Origin of the sequence: Coleofasciculus sp. G2-EDA-02 (genome assembly GCF_040226375.1) — a bacterium.
Lineage (GTDB): Bacteria > Cyanobacteriota > Cyanobacteriia > Cyanobacteriales > Coleofasciculaceae > Coleofasciculus.
This window is the reverse complement of the sequence record NZ_JAVKEW010000163.1, coordinates 1-16,733: the sequence shown is the minus strand read 5'-3', so window position 1 is coordinate 16,733 and position 16,733 is coordinate 1. Positions and strand designations below refer to the sequence as shown.

Below are 16,733 nucleotides of genomic sequence, written 5' to 3'. Positions count from 1 at the left end.
TTCTGTCCTCAATTTGATAATTCTGGCGAGGTTGGGTCAGGAAAATTACCGTTAAAGTTAAGTAACATTGCTAGATATCAATGAGTGCTAATTTTTATAGCCATATCTGTTGCCATAAGGTATAATTCATAAGGTCAGTAGATTTAACATTTTTTTAACATTTTTGGATAATGGTAGCTGAATGGGGAAACCAGAAAAGCCGGAGGAAAGGTTTCAAATCCTTGAGGCTTAACGTGAGCTTACTGTTGCTGAGTATTAGCATTGATCCAGTTGCGGCTCATCCTTCCCTAGCATCAGAGCAGGTGGGCAGAGTTTCCCTGAACCCAGACGCGCCATGGCACGTCTCTACATACAAGCCTGCACCCCTATTCCAGACACAAGCCGCTTATGATCTGGCTCAATCTATCCCTCCCCTGAAGCCAACCCAACCTGCTGCACTAGAACAGCTAAACCAGGGACTTGCGTTAATTCAGCAAGGGAATGTAACCCAAGCGATCGCAGCATTTCGTCAAGCGGCACAACTCAACCCCCAGCTTGCCCCAGCGCACTATAATTTAGGATTAGCCTTGCGTCAAGCCGGACAGTTACAAGCAGCCGCCGATGCGTTTTACCAGGCGACTCAGATCGCTCCCAACTTTGCTCTAGCTTACGCGAATTTAGGCGCGGCGTTGTTAGAAGGGAAGAATTTGCCCCAAGCACGGGATGCTTTGAGACGAGCAATTGAACTTGATCCGGAGTTGGGGGTCGCCCACTATAATTATGGGTTAGTGCTATCTGAATTGGGAGAATATGAAGTTGCGATCGCGGCGTTCCAGAAAGCGATGCAGTTGAGCCGCAATGCACCAGAACCCACTTATCATTTAGGACTGGTTTATTTGCGACAGGGACAGCTTGATCAGGCTAAAGCCGCATTTGAGCAAGCCATCAAAATCAGCCCCCAATACCCAGAAGCTTACTATAATCTAGGGTCAATTTTATTTGAACAGGGAGATTTAGATGGAGCGCTAGAAGCCTTCCGCCAATCTGCGGAAAGTAACTCTAACTATGCCAATGCTTATTATGGGGCAGGTTTAGTCTTTCTGCGCCAAAATCGATTAAGCGATGCCCAGCAAGTTCTAGAATATGCTAGAGACCTTTATCAGGCTCAAGGTAACGCTCAGTGGGCAGCCTCTGCCGAACAACTGTTGGTGCAAACTCGCGATCTTAACCGTTAGCTAGGGCTTGCAGCACCTTATTCAACAAACCCTAATTAATTCTCTATCGCTGATATTTTATTAGATGAACAGGTCAAAGCGGCAGGTAAACGAGAAATTGATTTAGCTACTCATCCTCTTTTTCATAAGATAAATTAAACCGTCCTGAAGAGATTAATGGCACGCTGCAACCTCAGGAAGTGAAGCGCTTTACCATTTCGCGAGCCAATCCGAATTCGATGCAATTGGGCAACAGTTCTGGTATTATTAGCTTAATCAATTCTGCTGGACAGGAGGTGGCAATGGTTAGTTATAGTCGTGCGAGTTCCGGTGAAGTGATTCGGTTTGGATCATAAAGGATTGTAGGGGAAAGTCGAGCTTTTTTGTCGGGGCTGGTTTCATTCTTATCCTGTCTTGTTTACCCCGATTAGACTAAACCCGCCCCGATTGGTTCCAGACACGCCACGGCAAATCTGGAACATTGTTCTTCCATCTCATACGCTTCAACGACAAAAAAAAGAGGATTAAAATGTCAATCAACGGCACAATGATGCAATTTTTCCACTGGTATATTGATCCCGATCTCATCCTGTGGAATGACGTTAAAAACAAGGCACAAGAATTAGCCGATGCTGGATTTACAGCGTTGTGGCTACCTCCAGCCTATAAGGGAATGGGAGGAACCTATGATGTCGGCTATGCCGTGTATGATATGTATGATCTGGGGGAATTTAATCAACATGGTACAGTTCGCACCAAATACGGGACTCGTGAGCAATATTTAGCCGCTATAAACGCCTTACACGAATCGGGGATACAAGCCTATGGAGATACTGTTCTGAATCATCGCATGGGAGGTGATGGGACAGAGATTGTTCGCGCTACCCCTTTTAATGAATATGACCGGCTTCATCCTAAAGGATGGACAAGGGATATCAGCGCCTATTCCCATTTTAAGTTTCCGGGTCGTCAGGGTAAATATTCTAATTTTGAATGGCATTGGTGGCACTTTGATGCTGTTGATTACGACGATTACACCAAAGAATCCAATACGATTTATCTATTTGACGGTAAAGTATTTGATGATTATGTGGCATTAGAAAAAGGGAACTTTGCCTATTTAATGGGATGTGATCTTGATTTCCAGAGTCAAGACGTGCGCGATGAAGTAACTCGTTGGGGCAAATGGTATCTCGATACCACAGGCGCTGATGGTTTCCGTCTTGATGCGATTAAACATATTTCATCCTGGTTTTTCCCCCAATGGCTGGATGAGATGAGGTATCATAGGGACCAAGATTTATTTGTTGTGGGTGAATATTGGTACAACAATATCGACACCCTGCACTGGTATATTAATGCCGTTAATGGCAAAATGTCGGTATTTGATGTGCCACTCCACTACAACTTCTATTACGCTAGCCGCTCCGGTGGACATTTCGATATGGGGACTATCCTCAACGGCACTTTGATGCAGCAACGTCCCACCCATGCGGTTACGTTTGTGGAAAACCATGATTCGCAACCGTTACAGGCATTAGAATCGCCAGTAGAACCCTGGTTTAAACCTTTAGCTTATGCGATAATTTTATTGCGCCGCGAGGGTTATCCTTGTGTGTTCTATGCTGATTATTACGGTGCAGAATATGAGGATTATGGCAAAGATGGTAATCGTTATAAGATTTTCCTTCCGTCTTACCGTTGGATAATTGACAAACTCCTCTATGCTCGGAAACATTATGCTTACGGGGATCAATACGATTACTTTGATCACTACAATACAATTGGTTGGACTCGCTTAGGGGATCACGCCCATCCCAAAGCCATGGCGGTGATTATGAGTGATAGTGTTCCCGGTTATAAGTGGATGGAAGTGGGTAAACCCAATGCCAAGTTCTATGATTTAACCGAACATGTGAAGGAACCCATTTACACCAATGAATGGGGTTGGGCAGAGTTTCGTTGTAAAGGCGGTTCTGTTTCCGTGTGGCTTCAAGAATAGCGACAGCCCTCACGCCTGTGCCCCTCCCCTCTCCATCCCCCCCTTTCAAAGGGGGGCAAGGGGGGATGGAGAGGGGAGCAAGAGTGGTAGTATGTTTGAGTAATTTGACGATGCCTGCCCCCAGCCACTTCATTCGCATTGCTGGAAATCCTTCTTATACCGAGTTGCAGTCTAACGTAAAATTTAACGAACCACTGCAGGCACAGAGAACGCAGAGGCAAGAGAAATAGGTAGTTATACGTTTGAATGCAACTTAGTATTAATCCCTATCAGGTATTGAAAGAGTTTCGCCATTGGCTGCGCCGTTGGTAGTATCTCCTGTCCGATTGGGACTGTTCGGGTTAGTGGGAGTATTGGTGGTATCTCCTGTGCGATTGGGACTGTTCGGGTTATTGCGACTGTTCGGGTTAGTGGGAGTATTGGTGGTATCTCCTCTCCGATTGGGACTGTTGGGGTTATTGGGAGTAGTGGTGGTATCTCCTGTGCGATTGGGACTGTTCGAGTTATTGGGACTGTTGGGGTTATTGGGAGTAGTGGTGGTATCTCCTGTGCGATTGGGACTGTTGGGGTTATTGGGAGTAGTGCTATCTGGGGCTGTATCTGTACTTGGCACACCTCTAGCGTCATCTACTCTAGCGTCATCTACTCTTGAATCCACACTTGGCAAACCGTTAGGGTTTTGATCTGCTGAATTCGCCCCACAGATGCTTTCGAGATTGAGGGTTACCCCTTGCGGAGTTTCCATATAACACACTAAGGCGTCGGCTAGTGAATTGGGCACAACTGGGTAACCCAACCTTTGTGCTACAGGACGGCTAAAGACAACCTGAGGAGCGGCAAAAATTAAGGCGGCACTAGAGAAGATTAAGGTGAAACTAAAGGGCTTGTTCATGGCAGTTTGAGAAGAGTTTTAGAGGACTACTATCTAAGGTTAAAGATTGATGGTGATAAAAATCTACCTCCTTAAGAAATATTCCTTAAGGTATTAAAACGAAAGTGAAAATCCGGTCTAGTTTCCTTTTGAAAAGGTCAGGGTTTGGATGACTTGCAGTGGGAGTACCTATGGGAATTGAACCTTTTTTATTTTTTCTTTCCCTTTCTCCCACTTTTTTAAAGGGAGCGAATTAGGTTGGTGGAAATAAACCACACTATATTAAGTTCTGTCAATAGTCCTCAAACCCTTACATAAGACATAAGACTATCCCGACCGTAAACTTTAATTAGCTGTAGTAGGGTGGGCATTGCCCACCTATCCCGTCAAGGTGTTTTTCTTTCTGACAGAAAATTCAACTTGACTAACTTTTTGCATTCAGACCCTCTATGGTTTACTTTTAGTCTGGAGATGGGATGCGATCGCACGCCGCAACAAGCCACCCTCTCGGCGGAGTATCTTCAACGCTACGATTAAGGATAATCATCACTAGAGGTGATCGCGTTGACGTTTATCGAGGATTAAAAAACCATGAGTGGAAAAAAGATTTTAATGATCGTTGGTGATTTCGTCGAAGACTACGAAGTGATGGTGCCGTTTCAGGCATTGCAAATGGTGGGACATACAGTTGATGCCGTTTGTCCTGATAAAAAGGCTGGAGACAGCGTAAAAACGGCAGTTCACGATTTTGAAGGGGATCAAACCTATAGTGAAAAACCGGGTCACAATTTCGCGTTGAATGCTACATTCAGTGATGTGGTAGCCGCCGATTATGATGCATTGGTGATTCCTGGTGGACGCGCCCCCGAATATATTCGCTTAAATGAGAGGGTTCTAGAAATAACCCGCCACTTTGCCCAAGCTGATAAACCCATCGCGGCTATTTGTCACGGATTGCAGGTTTTAGCCGCCGCCGATGTTCTAGAAGGGAAAAGCTGTACCGCTTATCCAGCTTGTGGACCTGATGTGAAGTTGGCAGGAGGATTATATACCCACATTCCGCCTAATGAAGCGATGGTGGATGGCAATTTAGTCACTGCACCGGCGTGGCCCGCGCACCCGGCTTGGTTAGCCGAATTTCTGAAATTGTTGGGGACAAAAATTGAACATCAAGAAATGGCGGCGGTTTAACTTAGGATGAATGGCACTGACTTAAGACTGGTGGGCAATGCCTACGGTATATCAAGGGTTTTGGCGATCCGCAAAGGCTTATGTCAGTGCTATTGAACTTAGGATCATAATAGCAGAGCCTCCTCGATGACATTCTCAGCCTTCTTGAGGCTAAGCCCCAAATAAGAGTAACCAAATCGGTAAGGTGAGTAAAAGTCCTGTAGAACCAACCGCCAGTGCTGTCACAGTTAACTCGCGATCGAGTTGATAAACTTCGGCGATGACTAAAGTGGCAAAAGCTGGCGGCATTGCCATTTGCAGGACGATCGCTAATTGCGGCTTACCAACTATGCCAAACTGCGGTAGCACCATCCCTAATACCAAAGGAATCAGCAGCATTTTAATGCCCAGACTCACCCCAGCTTGTCTAACTTTGCGCCAAGACGCCAACTGACTCAAACGCATACCAATCAGAATTAGTGAAAGCGCGATCGCACTCCAGGCAAATCCGGTCATTCCCTCCTCCAGCCATCCTGGTAATGGAACCTGACGCAACGCTAATCCTATGCCCAAACTCCACAATGCCGGATTAATCACGAGCGATCGCACTAACTGCCCCTGACTCTTATTAACCCGACCAAAACGTGCTGCCAATACTACACCTAAACCATACGCCCCGAGTAAACTGCCCAGCAAGTCATAAAATAGCGCCCAACCAAAATAGTTTTCTCCCAATAAGGTTAGATTAATCGGAAACCCCAAATAGCCTGTATTTCCCACCATCGACGCCAGCAAGAAACTCCCTTGGGTGGGTTTATTCCATGCATGGGGATTATCATTTGTCAAGCCTTTTTCGGCGACAAACTGACCCCCACCCCCCTTCATCCAAAACCAAGCCAAGAGAGCGCCCAATAAAATCGCCACCCAAGCTGCGATCGGGGCAATCCAAATCTTTCCCGATAGATCCGCCCCCCGTAGAAACGTAATAATACTGATAGGAACCCCAATCCAGAACAGAAATTGACCAATAAAGGTTGGTATCCACTGGGGCATCAAACGTCCCAACACCCATCCGAGTACCACACCACCCCCTAGCTGGAGGTAAAGTTGGAACAGGGGTTGTAGACGCTCTGGATCTAGACTGAGCATTAGAGGATGATTAAACAGACAACGGTTTTGATAATAAGCCAGTCTCTCAGAAAACAAATTGGCACAGACTACAGTAAGTGAAGTTGCCAACCTACAGAGAATGAAATTGGCTTGATTAATACGCTCAGGAGTGGAGTTTTGAATACCCCCGATTTTCCAGGAAAACCCGCCAACTTATCCGAATCAACAGACGAGGATATTCCCGTAGCGGTGCGGGATACACCCGACACCCGACGGCGATCGCACCTGTCACCGTTTCTGATTATCATGGCAGTATTAGGAGGCGGCGCGATCGTTTTGGGGCTAATCCTATCCTCGTCCACCTCTCAATCCCCCCAAAGGGTTACCTCTTCCCCACAACCCACCACAACGGATACCTCCACCCCAGCTAATCCAGAAGAGAGTGACAACGACGTCGATAATCTTTTGGGACACCTCCCCTACGAAGAAGCCCCCCTATCCGAACTCGAACCCATTACCTCAGATGGTCGCATTAAACTACGAGAAGCGGCGGCAAAGAAATTTAAAGCGATGAGGGCAGCCGCTCAAGCCGATGGTGTGATATTAGTACCAATATCCGGCTATCGTACATCCGAACAACAGGAGCATTTGTTTTTTGACATCAAGGCGCAAAGGGGACAAGTCGCAACAAAACGGGCTGAAGTGAGTGCGCCTCCTGGTTACAGCGAACATCACACGGGTTATGCCGTCGATATTGGCGATGGTAGAACACCCGCCACAAATCTGAACACCAATTTTGAGAATACGGCGGCTTTTAAGTGGCTGGAAAAGAATGCCGCTTACTATAGCTTTGAGTTATCCTTTCCCCAAGGTAATCCCCAAGGTGTGAGTTATGAACCGTGGCACTGGCGCTTTGTTGGCGATCCTGATAGTTTAGAAACTTTCTACAAAGCTCAAAATTTGGATCTTCCTGATTCGGAACCGTCTCCTTCTCCCTCAGAACCAGAGGATGAATCGAGTACAAAGGAACAGGAAACAAGGAACAGGGAACAGGGAACAGGGAACAGGGATCTGTAGTGATTAGAAATTAATTGCAAAATTCATAATCAACCTTCAACAACGCACTTTTATATCAACTTATGCAGCAGACCACTCTCAATGTAATTGCCATTGGCATTTTCGGAATGACCCTTTCCGCCCTCCTGAGTCCAATTTTTAATATTCCACCAGCTATTCCAGCTTTGGCAACATTTGGAATTTTAGGATTGGCTACGGTAGACACTCTCAGCTTTCAAGGTAAAGGTGCAACGGTACTATTAGATTGGCTGGCAAGGAGGCGTAGTGAGTATCGCGATCGCATTGTGCACCATGAAGCGGGTCATTTCCTTGTGGCTTACCTTTTGGGGATTCCGATCACGGGTTATACGCTGACAGCTTGGGAAGCCCTAAAGCAGGGACAACCGGGTTTAGGTGGCGTGCAATTTGATACTGAGCAACTCTCGCCGAATCCACTTGCCATTGGCGAAATGCGATTGACTCTGGATCGATTCTGTACCGTCTGGATGGCAGGAATTGCCGCAGAAACTCTAGTTTACGGTGAAGCGGAGGGAGGAATTGACGATTGCCAAAAATTAAAAGAGGCATTGACATTATTTAAACGTCCTGCTGGCGAATTGACCACCAAACAGCGCTGGGCGATGCTCCAAGCTCAAACTATGTTACAGGACAATTGGAAGGCTTACGAAGCCCTCGTTAAAGCTATGGCAGAACGGACATGCGTAGGCGACTGCTACCGTTTGATTCAAGAGCATTACCACAGTTAAACAGGAAGGGTACAGGGGAAGCTGGGGGAGCTGGGGGAGCTGGGGGAGCTGGGGAAGCTGGGGAAGCTGGGGAAGAAAAATTAGTAAGCTGTTCGGCATTTAAACTTTAATATCAATAATGGCGCAATCCTTGTAGTGCGAGCATCTTGCTCGCTACTCATACCCAATTTAAATGCATTACAGCTTAGGGGCGGGTTTAGTCACATTTAAGTGTGGTCTAGAAAGGATAATAGTGAAACCCGCCCCTACACACAACCGTACCTTTGAGCAAAGGGAAGGGTCAAAACTCAACACTCAAAATTCAGACGTAACATGCTACGTCTGGTACATTATTAATAAAGTGTGTCGTCACTGTAAAGCACTTGGTTGAGTCCTTTGGCTTTGGCACGCAAAAGGTTATGGTCAGCGCGTTTGACGAGGCTTTCGCCTTTGTGGTCATCTGAAGCCTTGAGACAAGCAATGCCAACGCTAATCGTAATCTCGATCGCGATCGTACCATCTACATTAAACGGTTGCTCGTTGATCAGGTATCGCAGGCGCTTGGCAACGATTTGAGCTTCCTCGCCGTTGGTTTGATTGAGAACCACTAAAAACTCTTCGCCGCCATAGCGAAACAAAGTATCCTGTAGGCGCAGATTATGCTGGAGTCGGGTTGAGAGCAACTGCAAAAGGCGATCGCCTACTTGATGTCCATAAGTATCATTCACGGATTTGAAATGATCCACATCCATCATAATCACGCTTAAGTCAGTGATGTAGGTGCGGGCATTTTGAATTTGCCGGGGTAACTCCCATTCCATTGCCCGACGATTATTAAGTTCCGTTAAGGGATCAGCCAGAGCCAGGGTTGAGAGCACATCATTGGTTTGCAGCAGTTTTTGATAGAACTTCACACTGCGCCATCCGGCTAGGATATGGGCTTTCAGGAGCCGATATTCTGCCAACGTGCTGCCTGGATCTCCTGTTGGGGCGCAGGTTAAGGGTAGGTAAGCATCTGCACCGCCTTCTAGGGCTTCAGCACAAATAATTTGCTCCCGACGTGGATCGGGTTTACCTTCACTCAAGGGATAAGACGGGTCATTAATTAAAATGCAATAGGTCCAGCTTAACTGCAGCTGTTCTTTAACCTGCTTACAGAGATCCAAACTACCGTTCTGAGTTGCCTGTACGATTAAAATGGCGTATTGTCTAGCTTGAACCTTACTCAGAGCATCCTCCGGATTGGCAGACGCTTCCACCTTGCCAGACGTGATCGTGCGAATCTGGTCAAGGAACGTCTTAAGGAATTGTGAATTTCCCACGATTAATACAGAAGCGTCCATTTTGGGATGTAGCTCGACAAGAGCTGAGACATTTACCCTGTGCACCTGATGTTAAAACGTTTTATACCAGAATTTGAAGCTTTGGCAGGGATTTCCCCTCTCTATCCAGAGTAGACTCTTTTTTGGGCTAAGAACAGTGGTAGATGTGCTGTAGGCAGAAACTTACGCCGATCCTCTTGAGGGTTGCTACCCTGCTTTGGATGCGATCAAGAGTTCGAGTATAACTCATTTGCCCTGACTTCTACACTAACTTATCGTGCCTTGGAGCCTTCTGCCTTGGAGCCTTGTCTCCACCAATAGTGTAAGTATTCAACCGGACATGATATAACCCCACCCAAATCAACGATTTAGATGGGGGTAAAGATGGCAAAACCTCAGTCAGTGAAATACCTTCTGAGGAACCTTTGTTGGGAACACACTGAGTTAGGAGATTATTTCTTTTGTTTGAGTTGCTTCAAGATTGAACCGACACCCAGGGAACCAATAGCGAGCAAGCCACCGATTGTACCGGGTTCAGGAACCTCTGTCTGATCATAGGTCTGAACGATTGATGAAATTTCCGCAGAACCACCCGCTTCGGCTTCAACCCGAATCTCTTTGGTAATGTTCAATTTCTTGTATGGGGTAGCTAGGTCAAAATCTTCGCCTTCTAGTGCTGGATCTTGTAGGTCTGATCCTCCTTCATAAGGATTAGACACCATTAGTTCGGCAACAATCGCACCATCGACTCTAGCCGTCTCCTTGACACTGGCTTTTCCATTCCCTGCAAAAGCTCCGTTAAATGCCAGATTAATGGAGTTAATCGCCTTGGTGGGATCTAATACTTCTACATCAAAGCTAATTAAGGCTTGCAGGAACTCGGTTTCTGGTGAAGCAAAATTAGTTACAGAAAAAGGTCCTTGGATATCAATTCCAAAGGGACTGTTTTCAATGGTATTGATCTTAATTTCTTCACAACTGTTAGGAACCAGCAGTCCCGGACCAGACGTCGAGAGTGCACACTGAAAGTTACTGAATCTTTGATTTCCGACATCCAGAAAGCCGTTGCCAATCTCTCCCAATGTGATCGCCTGAGCTGGAGCGGCTAGAGTGCCTACCACTGTGACGCCTGTAACTGCCGCTGCTATTGCCCATTTATGTATCATATTATATCTCCCTAACTTAACTGGACGACTGTGAATGGCGAAGGTTTTTTAGAAGAGGTTAATCTTCTTCTCTATATTTCTCTCTCTTTAAAGATACCTTATATAAACTGGGCTGTCATTCCCTCTACAGTAAAGTTTTGGTGAATTTACGGCTTGATTAAGATAAAGTTTTGGTAAACCTTGAGGTAGGCTACAAAATTAATTGGCATACCTTTGGTACAAAGGTTTCGAGCGATCATTTGCTAAAAAGCGATCCTCCTTGATATTCAGTCGCAAAGGAAGATCGCTTGCTCTCAAGCCGTGATCAGGGCTTGGCTGATAAGAGATGAGTCCCCGTCTCCAGGAATTCTAAAAAAAATCGGGTAAGTGCTGAGTCGTACTATACCCTCTATGTTTAGCCGTACCACCCGATTGATGGGTGAATATCGCTTTGGCTTAGTTTTTGTCGTTGTCAGAGGGAAAGAAAGAAGTAAACCCACTGAATTGACGGTTGCGCTTGAACATGAAGCCAGCTCCTAAGGCACCTAACACAAGTAATCCGCTTACCGTTCCTGGTTCGGGTACATCAACTGTGTAGTTCTGTCCAATCAATGAAATCTCCGCTGAACTCCCTGGACCGGCTTGAAGCAAGATATCTTTGGTTATAGTTAATTTTGAAACAGGGTACAGCAGATCAAAGTCTCCGGCTTCAAATGCAGGATCTTGTAAGTCTGTGCCTGCACCTGAATTGGTAACCTTGAGTTGCCCAATGATGTTACCGCTCATATCACGAGCCGTCTCGGTTACACTAGCTCGCGCTAATCCCTCAAATGCTCCGTTAAAGGCAAGCTCAATATTGCTGATGTCGCTTCCATTCTTTGACTCTACATCAAAGGTGATTAAGGCATCAATGAAAGCTACTCCTGTGTTTCCTAGATTGGTGGCGGAGAAGGGTCCTTGGATTTCCAGGTTAAAGGAAGGATTTGTGTGGTTTATCTTAATTTCGTCGCAACTGTTGGGAACTAGAAATGAGTTACCGAGATTGGATTTTGCTATGCTGCACTGAAAGTTGCTGTAGGTGAAATGGTCCGTCATGAAGGTGCCACCCCCTGACCAAATTTCTCCCAAGGTGATTGCCTGAGCGGGAGCGGCGAAAGTTCCGACTAATGTTGCGCCTGTAGCGGCGGCTGCGATTGCCCATCTGTTCATCATACTTAAACTCCTCGATAGATAACTGCGTCTAGTGTGTATCTTTCGCTTTAGGTTTTTTCTCTGCCTAAGCTAACTTCATATTACTCAAGCTTTCTGAAAGTATCCATAAAGTTACGATGAACTTTCTGTAAACTTTTCATGAAGTTCCGTCCAGGTGGGCAAGACATCCTGCTATAGGGGGATTTCTTGGGATTAACGCTCCCTGGGGGTTAGAGATTTTTAATATTACACAAGTGAATGCACGCTTTGTGCGTGGACGATGTATTTAGGATAACAAAATTTTGTCAGTAGGGGTTTGGTTACCAAACCCCTACACCCCACCAAATCCCTACACCCCCATTCTCCAAATCAAGAATATATTCCGCTTCCTTCCCCTCGTAGGGGAGGCGTCGGGAGGGGTCTTTTCACGGGAAGTCTAGAAACCTGAGTTGGGGCGGGTTTAGTCACATCTGTTGTGCAACCAAAAAGATAGTCGTGAAACCCGCCCCTACAGAGGCGCCACATAACGTGAAAAGTCAGGTCGGGAGGGGTCTTTCACCAATATCCTACAAGTCTCCTATCGCCACACGATCGCGAAAATACTCCTCATACAACTGACAGCTTACCACCATGCGATCGCGAACCCAACGCACTAACCCGAAACTGTGCAGCTTCAACATCTCGATTGGATCAAGTTCTACCGCATCATTTGCCTTAAGCACCTGTTGATAAGCCACCGCTAAATCTGGATACTGGCGCAGCCTCCATAAATGGCGATGGAGGTGATTCCCATAAATTCCTGTATCTGTCGCTACAGTTTCTAATAATGATTTTAAACTCACCTGATGCTTGACCATTTCATAGAACATCAAACGCACCAAATAGGGAAACCCCCCCAAAAGTCGCATCAGCTGATCCAGTTCCTGGGATGATAAATAGAGTTGATGACGCTTTGCCAACTCGTAGACTTGTTCACGAGTAAACGGGGGTAACTGAATCCCTAACCCCACCGTCAACAGGGATTGATGGGGATGAAACGAAAGATAACCCTCTGTCGAATGAACTAGCACCAAACGCAGTTTTGAAAAGACGGGGATATCTTTAGTATCGTCTTGCCAGGAGTGTAATAATGCTAGAAAGTCTCCCGCGATCGCAGGATACTGCAAAACTTGATTCACTTCATCAATAGCTAATACTAAGGGGCGATCGCTGTGGCTGAGTAAGTAATCCTGGAAATAAAGCGTGCAGCTAATCAAACAGCCCATTTCTTCATCCCAATACTCATCCAGTTTCGGTTCTAATCCAAGTTGTCGTGTCACATTGACACAAAACCAGCGCAAAAATTTCGCGATCGCGCTGAACACTGGACTCTCCGCCTGATGTAAGCTTAATCGTACCGTCCGATAGTTCTGCTTTTGTGCATCAGCGAGAATTCTTGCCATTAACGAGGTTTTTCCCATCTGCTGGGAACCTTGTAAACGCAGGATGGTGGCGGGTTGGCGGATTTGCTGATAGCAGTCTGATTCTAGGGGCGATCGCTTAATATAATAGATAGATTTCAACGCAACTTGTCCCTCTGGTACTTCTAAGGGGACAACCTGCCTAGGTTCCAGCGACTTAGCCGTTGCCAAACCCTTACCATTAAACAGTTTTCGTTCTAGTACCGAGCGAAAATTCGTCTTATTAACTTTTTCCCCACAGGCTTTTGAGAGTAAACGCCATAACTTCGGCGCGACGCCTTGCTTAATATAATTGGCAGAATAACCATTTTCCAGAGAAATCTGATCATACGTCTTAGGTTCATCCTGCCATGATGCCCACAAAATAGCTTTTTGAATATAACTCAGCGAATGACCGGTCTTGGCAACCAGGAATGTATCTATACATTCCAATACCTGATCAATTGGGCGATGTCCCTGTGTAATCATCGTACACCTTCTCAGCTTGCAGCGCAGCTACTCGCTATCCTCTCAGTTCAGGGTATGTCACGCCTTGTCAATTCATAAAAGTTCACTAAATTAGACGAAGTTGACTCCCTAAAGTTATCATTTTAATCTATTGACAATTCTAACTTATTGTGTGTTAAACGAGAAGCGCCGAGGCTTAGCAGTTGATATTCCCTAACTAAGTTATCAATTTTATATATTGACAAATCTATAAAATTAAACATGTTTTTCATAATCCAACATTCCGTTTAGTTTGTCAACCCTCTTATTTAAAGAGTTTGTAAATTTTTGGGGACAGCAATTAAAGATTAGATAAAGCTTCCCCTTTCATCAGCACAAAGCTGATGTCAAATTTATATATTGTTGATAGAGGTTAAATTTGGCATCATAATAAGTATAGATGGGTAGGTTATTAAACGCCATAAAATTTATTACTCAGTTTAATGAGGATGAGCTGGAAAAGAGGTCGCTGGTATTGATCCGCATTCTTGGCTAAAGCTATTAACCAAAAATCGCTGCTTATTTGAGTGATTGTAATGCGTCGTAACTGAATCGGTCACAGTGCTGAACAGGCGTATAATAATTCAAGGATTTAACCGGAAAGTTAGGGATTTCTCTTGTAAAACTAACAGATATAAGTTGGTCTAATAAAGAGTAACTTGTCTGGTCGAGTTTCCGGAATCATTAACCCTGATTTAGAAAATGGATTTAGATATTATGAAAATCCTTGTCGTCGAAGATAACCTAGACTTTGCCGAAGCTTTATTTGAATGTCTCACGTTTGAAGGCTATGTCGTTGATGTAGTTACAAATGGCGAATTGGCGTGGGAAAGGGCAATAGGAACCGACTACAACTTGATACTTTCTGATATCGAACTTCCCCAACTTGATGGGATAAGTCTGTGTAAAAAATTGCGTTGGTACGGCTATCGTCTGCCTATATTCCTAATGACAGGTTTAGCACCAGATTTACCGACCATCTCGACTAATGAAGCCAAGGCTAATGCTTATTTTTTCAAACCGTTCAATTTCCAAGAATTGTTAGAGCAGATTCGATCAACTGTACCTGTTCCTAGGTAAAGAATCTTAGGGGGTGGATGTTTGCTAAGCTGCCAATAACCGCTCAACGAAATCAAAAGTTATGTACAGACAAGAAAATTCGCTCTTTTAAAGAGTTTAAACTCAATCCTTAAAATACCTTTCAATTATCATGTGCATCACAGGTTCTCTTGCTGATTTTTCTCTACCGCAAGTTTTTTGGTTACTTGAAACCGGACATCAAAGCGGTTTGCTAACTTTGCATCCTGACGATACGGAGCAAACGTCCTCAAATAAAGCGTATTATATTTGGGTGTATCGGGGAAACCTTGTCGGGATGGCAAATTTGTTAGATGATCAAGGTTTAGTCTCTTTGATTGCCCAACGGCGCTGGCTAAAGGATAGCTGTCCATCCAGTCTCTTTGCTAAACTGAGTCGGTTATGTCCCCAGCATCAACCTTTGGGTTCTTATCTTAAAAAACAGGGAATTTTAACCAACCAGCAACTCAAGTGGCTATTCCAAGCTCAAGTTCTCCAGCCAATTTATGATGCATTTAAACTCAAATCAGGTCATTTTAGGTTTGAGCATAATGTACCACTACCGACAATAGAAATGACAGGTTTGAGTATATCGGCGACACTAGCAACATTAATCGGACTCAGAAATTTGCCGAGTTGGGATGCTTTGGCTGATCAGTTACCTGCTCCGGATATGGGCTTAACCAGTGTGGTGAATGTTAAACCTGATTATCCGTTAAATGACCTAGAGTGGCAAGTTTGGACTTATACTGATTGCATGGTGTCTCTCCAATCGATCGCCCAATACCTACAACTTCCTCTGAAAACGGTACAGCAGATTGCTTTTCGCTTAATTGCGATTGGTTTAGCCGAAGAGATTTTTCTAGAGGTAGAGGATAACTTTACCCCAACTGTTGAGTCTCCATCGGCAGGGTTACACAAAGACTCCTATCGGGAAACCGTCAGTTATTCATTTCTGCAAAATTTACTGGGATTTTTAGTCCCTAAAGCCTCTTAGATGTTTGGTGTAGGGGGAGCAGGGGGAGCAGGGGGAGCAATGATACATTTTCCCTGATAGCGGTGCAAGGGTATGAAAGGGTTTTACCCTATTTCCTTGAAGATGATCCAATGTCTATGCTACTCAAAGCCTTGATAGATAAGGGTTTTGCCGTTGTGCAGCAAGCCCTAATTAATATAATGGTTTTTAGCGATGACTTTGGCGACGTGAGCGATAAGAGGCGCGAACCCGCCGCACCATTATCAATCCTAGGAAATAACTACTAATCGCACCAACCATTCCCACTGTAAAGCAGCCGACAAATAACGTCCCGATAATCTCAGATCCTAATTCTTTGAACTCCTGCCAAGATCCTAGGCTAATATCGGTTAAGCCATTTTCCTGGAGTAGCCATTGACCGACATGGAAGTTAAATGCATAAATCGGCACATACGTCAAGGGATTACTCACCCAAGTACCAGCCGCCGCGATAATCTTATTTCCGCGAAAGATAAGGGCTAGACATATACCTAAAATGGTTTGTAGCCCAAATAGGGGAAACAATCCCGCAAACACACCACAGGCTAAGCCGCGTGCGATCACTTCTGGGGGTCCAGAGAGACGAATTAAGCGCCAGTAATAGTATTGTATGCGGCGCCGGAAACTGGGTCTGATATAGCGGTTGCGATTGGGGGAAGGACAAATGGGTTCAGGCTTTACCTCTAATGATGAACGTTGGGGGCGAGTTTGCAAGGAATTTCTAGACATACAGGCTAGAGAATCTACTGTTACGTCATAAGCGATGGTGAAAGCCCTCGTGATTTATCCGAGGGATGAAACCGAGCAATGTGTTTAGTTTAGCAACTTTAGTTGCTTTTCTTTCTAATCTTAGGTATAATAATAATATGAGAAACAGAGTTTGTAGGTG

Annotated in this window: 14 protein-coding genes; 7 read left to right on the top strand and 7 right to left on the bottom strand. The window is 45.1% G+C overall.

The window, feature by feature from the left end:
- Positions 1 to 233: 233 nt before the first annotated feature.
- Together RLO19_RS19770 and RLO19_RS19765 are read left to right on the top strand one after the other, a co-directional pair.
- The gene (locus tag RLO19_RS19770; protein ID WP_446359157.1) at positions 234 to 1,214 is read left to right on the top strand and encodes a tetratricopeptide repeat protein; all 981 of its coding nucleotides are present in this window, start codon (positions 234 to 236) and stop codon (positions 1,212 to 1,214) included.
- Between the two features lie 508 nt (positions 1,215 to 1,722).
- On the top strand, positions 1,723 to 3,195 hold the full coding sequence (locus tag RLO19_RS19765) for an alpha-amylase (protein WP_446359156.1): 1,473 nt from the start codon (positions 1,723 to 1,725) through the stop codon (positions 3,193 to 3,195).
- A gap of 259 nt (positions 3,196 to 3,454) precedes the next feature.
- On the opposite strand, the gene RLO19_RS19760 is transcribed toward RLO19_RS19765, so the two are convergent.
- Positions 3,455 to 4,087 (bottom strand): hypothetical protein, encoded by a 633-nt coding sequence (locus RLO19_RS19760; RefSeq protein ID WP_446359155.1) that lies wholly within the window; start codon positions 4,085 to 4,087, stop codon positions 3,455 to 3,457.
- Between the two features lie 570 nt (positions 4,088 to 4,657).
- On the opposite strand from RLO19_RS19760, the gene RLO19_RS19755 reads away from it, so the two are divergent.
- Positions 4,658 to 5,257 carry a DJ-1/PfpI family protein gene (locus RLO19_RS19755; RefSeq protein WP_446359154.1) on the top strand — a complete coding sequence of 200 codons (600 nt, stop codon included), beginning with the start codon at positions 4,658 to 4,660 and terminating at the stop codon, positions 5,255 to 5,257.
- A gap of 150 nt (positions 5,258 to 5,407) precedes the next feature.
- On the opposite strand, the gene RLO19_RS19750 is transcribed toward RLO19_RS19755, so the two are convergent.
- Positions 5,408 to 6,385 carry an AEC family transporter gene (locus tag RLO19_RS19750; RefSeq protein ID WP_446359172.1) on the bottom strand — a complete coding sequence of 326 codons (978 nt, stop codon included), beginning with the start codon at positions 6,383 to 6,385 and terminating at the stop codon, positions 5,408 to 5,410.
- 138 nt (positions 6,386 to 6,523) lie between these two features.
- On the opposite strand from RLO19_RS19750, the gene RLO19_RS19745 reads away from it, so the two are divergent.
- The gene (locus RLO19_RS19745) at positions 6,524 to 7,423 is read left to right on the top strand and encodes a M15 family metallopeptidase (protein ID WP_446359153.1); all 900 of its coding nucleotides are present in this window, start codon (positions 6,524 to 6,526) and stop codon (positions 7,421 to 7,423) included.
- Between the two features lie 62 nt (positions 7,424 to 7,485).
- The gene (locus RLO19_RS19740; RefSeq protein ID WP_446359152.1) at positions 7,486 to 8,169 is read left to right on the top strand and encodes an ATP-dependent Zn protease; all 684 of its coding nucleotides are present in this window, start codon (positions 7,486 to 7,488) and stop codon (positions 8,167 to 8,169) included.
- 332 nt (positions 8,170 to 8,501) lie between these two features.
- Here the strand turns inward: RLO19_RS19740 and RLO19_RS19735 are convergent, their stop codons facing one another.
- The 4 genes from RLO19_RS19735 to RLO19_RS19720 form a co-directional block, all read right to left on the bottom strand.
- Complete coding sequence (locus RLO19_RS19735) at positions 8,502 to 9,491, bottom strand: GGDEF domain-containing protein (protein WP_446359151.1); 990 nt, start codon at positions 9,489 to 9,491, stop codon at positions 8,502 to 8,504.
- Between the two features lie 431 nt (positions 9,492 to 9,922).
- Positions 9,923 to 10,636, bottom strand: coding sequence for a PEP-CTERM sorting domain-containing protein (locus RLO19_RS19730; RefSeq protein ID WP_446359150.1), 714 nt, complete (start codon positions 10,634 to 10,636; stop codon positions 9,923 to 9,925).
- Positions 10,637 to 11,071: 435 nt separating this feature from the next.
- Positions 11,072 to 11,827, bottom strand: coding sequence for a PEP-CTERM sorting domain-containing protein (locus RLO19_RS19725; protein WP_446359149.1), 756 nt, complete (start codon positions 11,825 to 11,827; stop codon positions 11,072 to 11,074).
- A 545-nt stretch (positions 11,828 to 12,372) separates the two neighbouring features.
- Positions 12,373 to 13,734: an AAA-like domain-containing protein gene (locus RLO19_RS19720; protein ID WP_446359148.1), complete on the bottom strand. Its 1,362-nt coding sequence runs from the start codon at positions 13,732 to 13,734 to the stop codon at positions 12,373 to 12,375.
- Positions 13,735 to 14,469: 735 nt separating this feature from the next.
- Between RLO19_RS19720 and RLO19_RS19715 the strand changes: the two genes are divergently transcribed.
- Complete coding sequence (locus tag RLO19_RS19715) at positions 14,470 to 14,832, top strand: response regulator transcription factor (RefSeq protein ID WP_446359147.1); 363 nt, start codon at positions 14,470 to 14,472, stop codon at positions 14,830 to 14,832.
- 130 nt (positions 14,833 to 14,962) lie between these two features.
- A complete protein-coding gene (locus RLO19_RS19710) occupies positions 14,963 to 15,826 on the top strand; it encodes a DUF4388 domain-containing protein (RefSeq protein WP_446359146.1) in 864 nt (287 codons plus the stop codon).
- 186 nt (positions 15,827 to 16,012) lie between these two features.
- Here RLO19_RS19710 and RLO19_RS19705 read toward each other — a convergent pair whose 3' ends face one another.
- Entirely contained in the window at positions 16,013 to 16,573 is a 561-nt protein-coding gene (locus RLO19_RS19705) for a DUF2062 domain-containing protein (protein WP_446359145.1), read from the bottom strand.
- Positions 16,574 to 16,733: the final 160 nt, after the last annotated feature.

What these genes read in the sequence shown, in the direction of transcription:
- RLO19_RS19735 (WP_446359151.1), bottom strand. Translation starts at nt 9,491, where the DNA reads ATGGACGCTTCTGTATTAATCGTGGGAAATTCACAATTCCTTAAGACG.
- RLO19_RS19760 (WP_446359155.1), bottom strand. Translation starts at nt 4,087, where the DNA reads ATGAACAAGCCCTTTAGTTTCACCTTAATCTTCTCTAGTGCCGCCTTA.
- RLO19_RS19750 (WP_446359172.1), bottom strand. Translation starts at nt 6,385, where the DNA reads ATGCTCAGTCTAGATCCAGAGCGTCTACAACCCCTGTTCCAACTTTAC.
- RLO19_RS19725 (WP_446359149.1), bottom strand. Translation starts at nt 11,827, where the DNA reads ATGATGAACAGATGGGCAATCGCAGCCGCCGCTACAGGCGCAACATTA.
- RLO19_RS19720 (WP_446359148.1), bottom strand. Translation starts at nt 13,734, where the DNA reads ATGATTACACAGGGACATCGCCCAATTGATCAGGTATTGGAATGTATA.
- RLO19_RS19705 (WP_446359145.1), bottom strand. Translation starts at nt 16,573, where the DNA reads ATGTCTAGAAATTCCTTGCAAACTCGCCCCCAACGTTCATCATTAGAG.
- RLO19_RS19710 (WP_446359146.1), top strand. Translation starts at nt 14,963, where the DNA reads ATGTGCATCACAGGTTCTCTTGCTGATTTTTCTCTACCGCAAGTTTTT.
- RLO19_RS19755 (WP_446359154.1), top strand. Translation starts at nt 4,658, where the DNA reads ATGAGTGGAAAAAAGATTTTAATGATCGTTGGTGATTTCGTCGAAGAC.
- RLO19_RS19730 (WP_446359150.1), bottom strand. Translation starts at nt 10,636, where the DNA reads ATGATACATAAATGGGCAATAGCAGCGGCAGTTACAGGCGTCACAGTG.
- RLO19_RS19715 (WP_446359147.1), top strand. Translation starts at nt 14,470, where the DNA reads ATGAAAATCCTTGTCGTCGAAGATAACCTAGACTTTGCCGAAGCTTTA.
- RLO19_RS19740 (WP_446359152.1), top strand. Translation starts at nt 7,486, where the DNA reads ATGCAGCAGACCACTCTCAATGTAATTGCCATTGGCATTTTCGGAATG.
- RLO19_RS19765 (WP_446359156.1), top strand. Translation starts at nt 1,723, where the DNA reads ATGTCAATCAACGGCACAATGATGCAATTTTTCCACTGGTATATTGAT.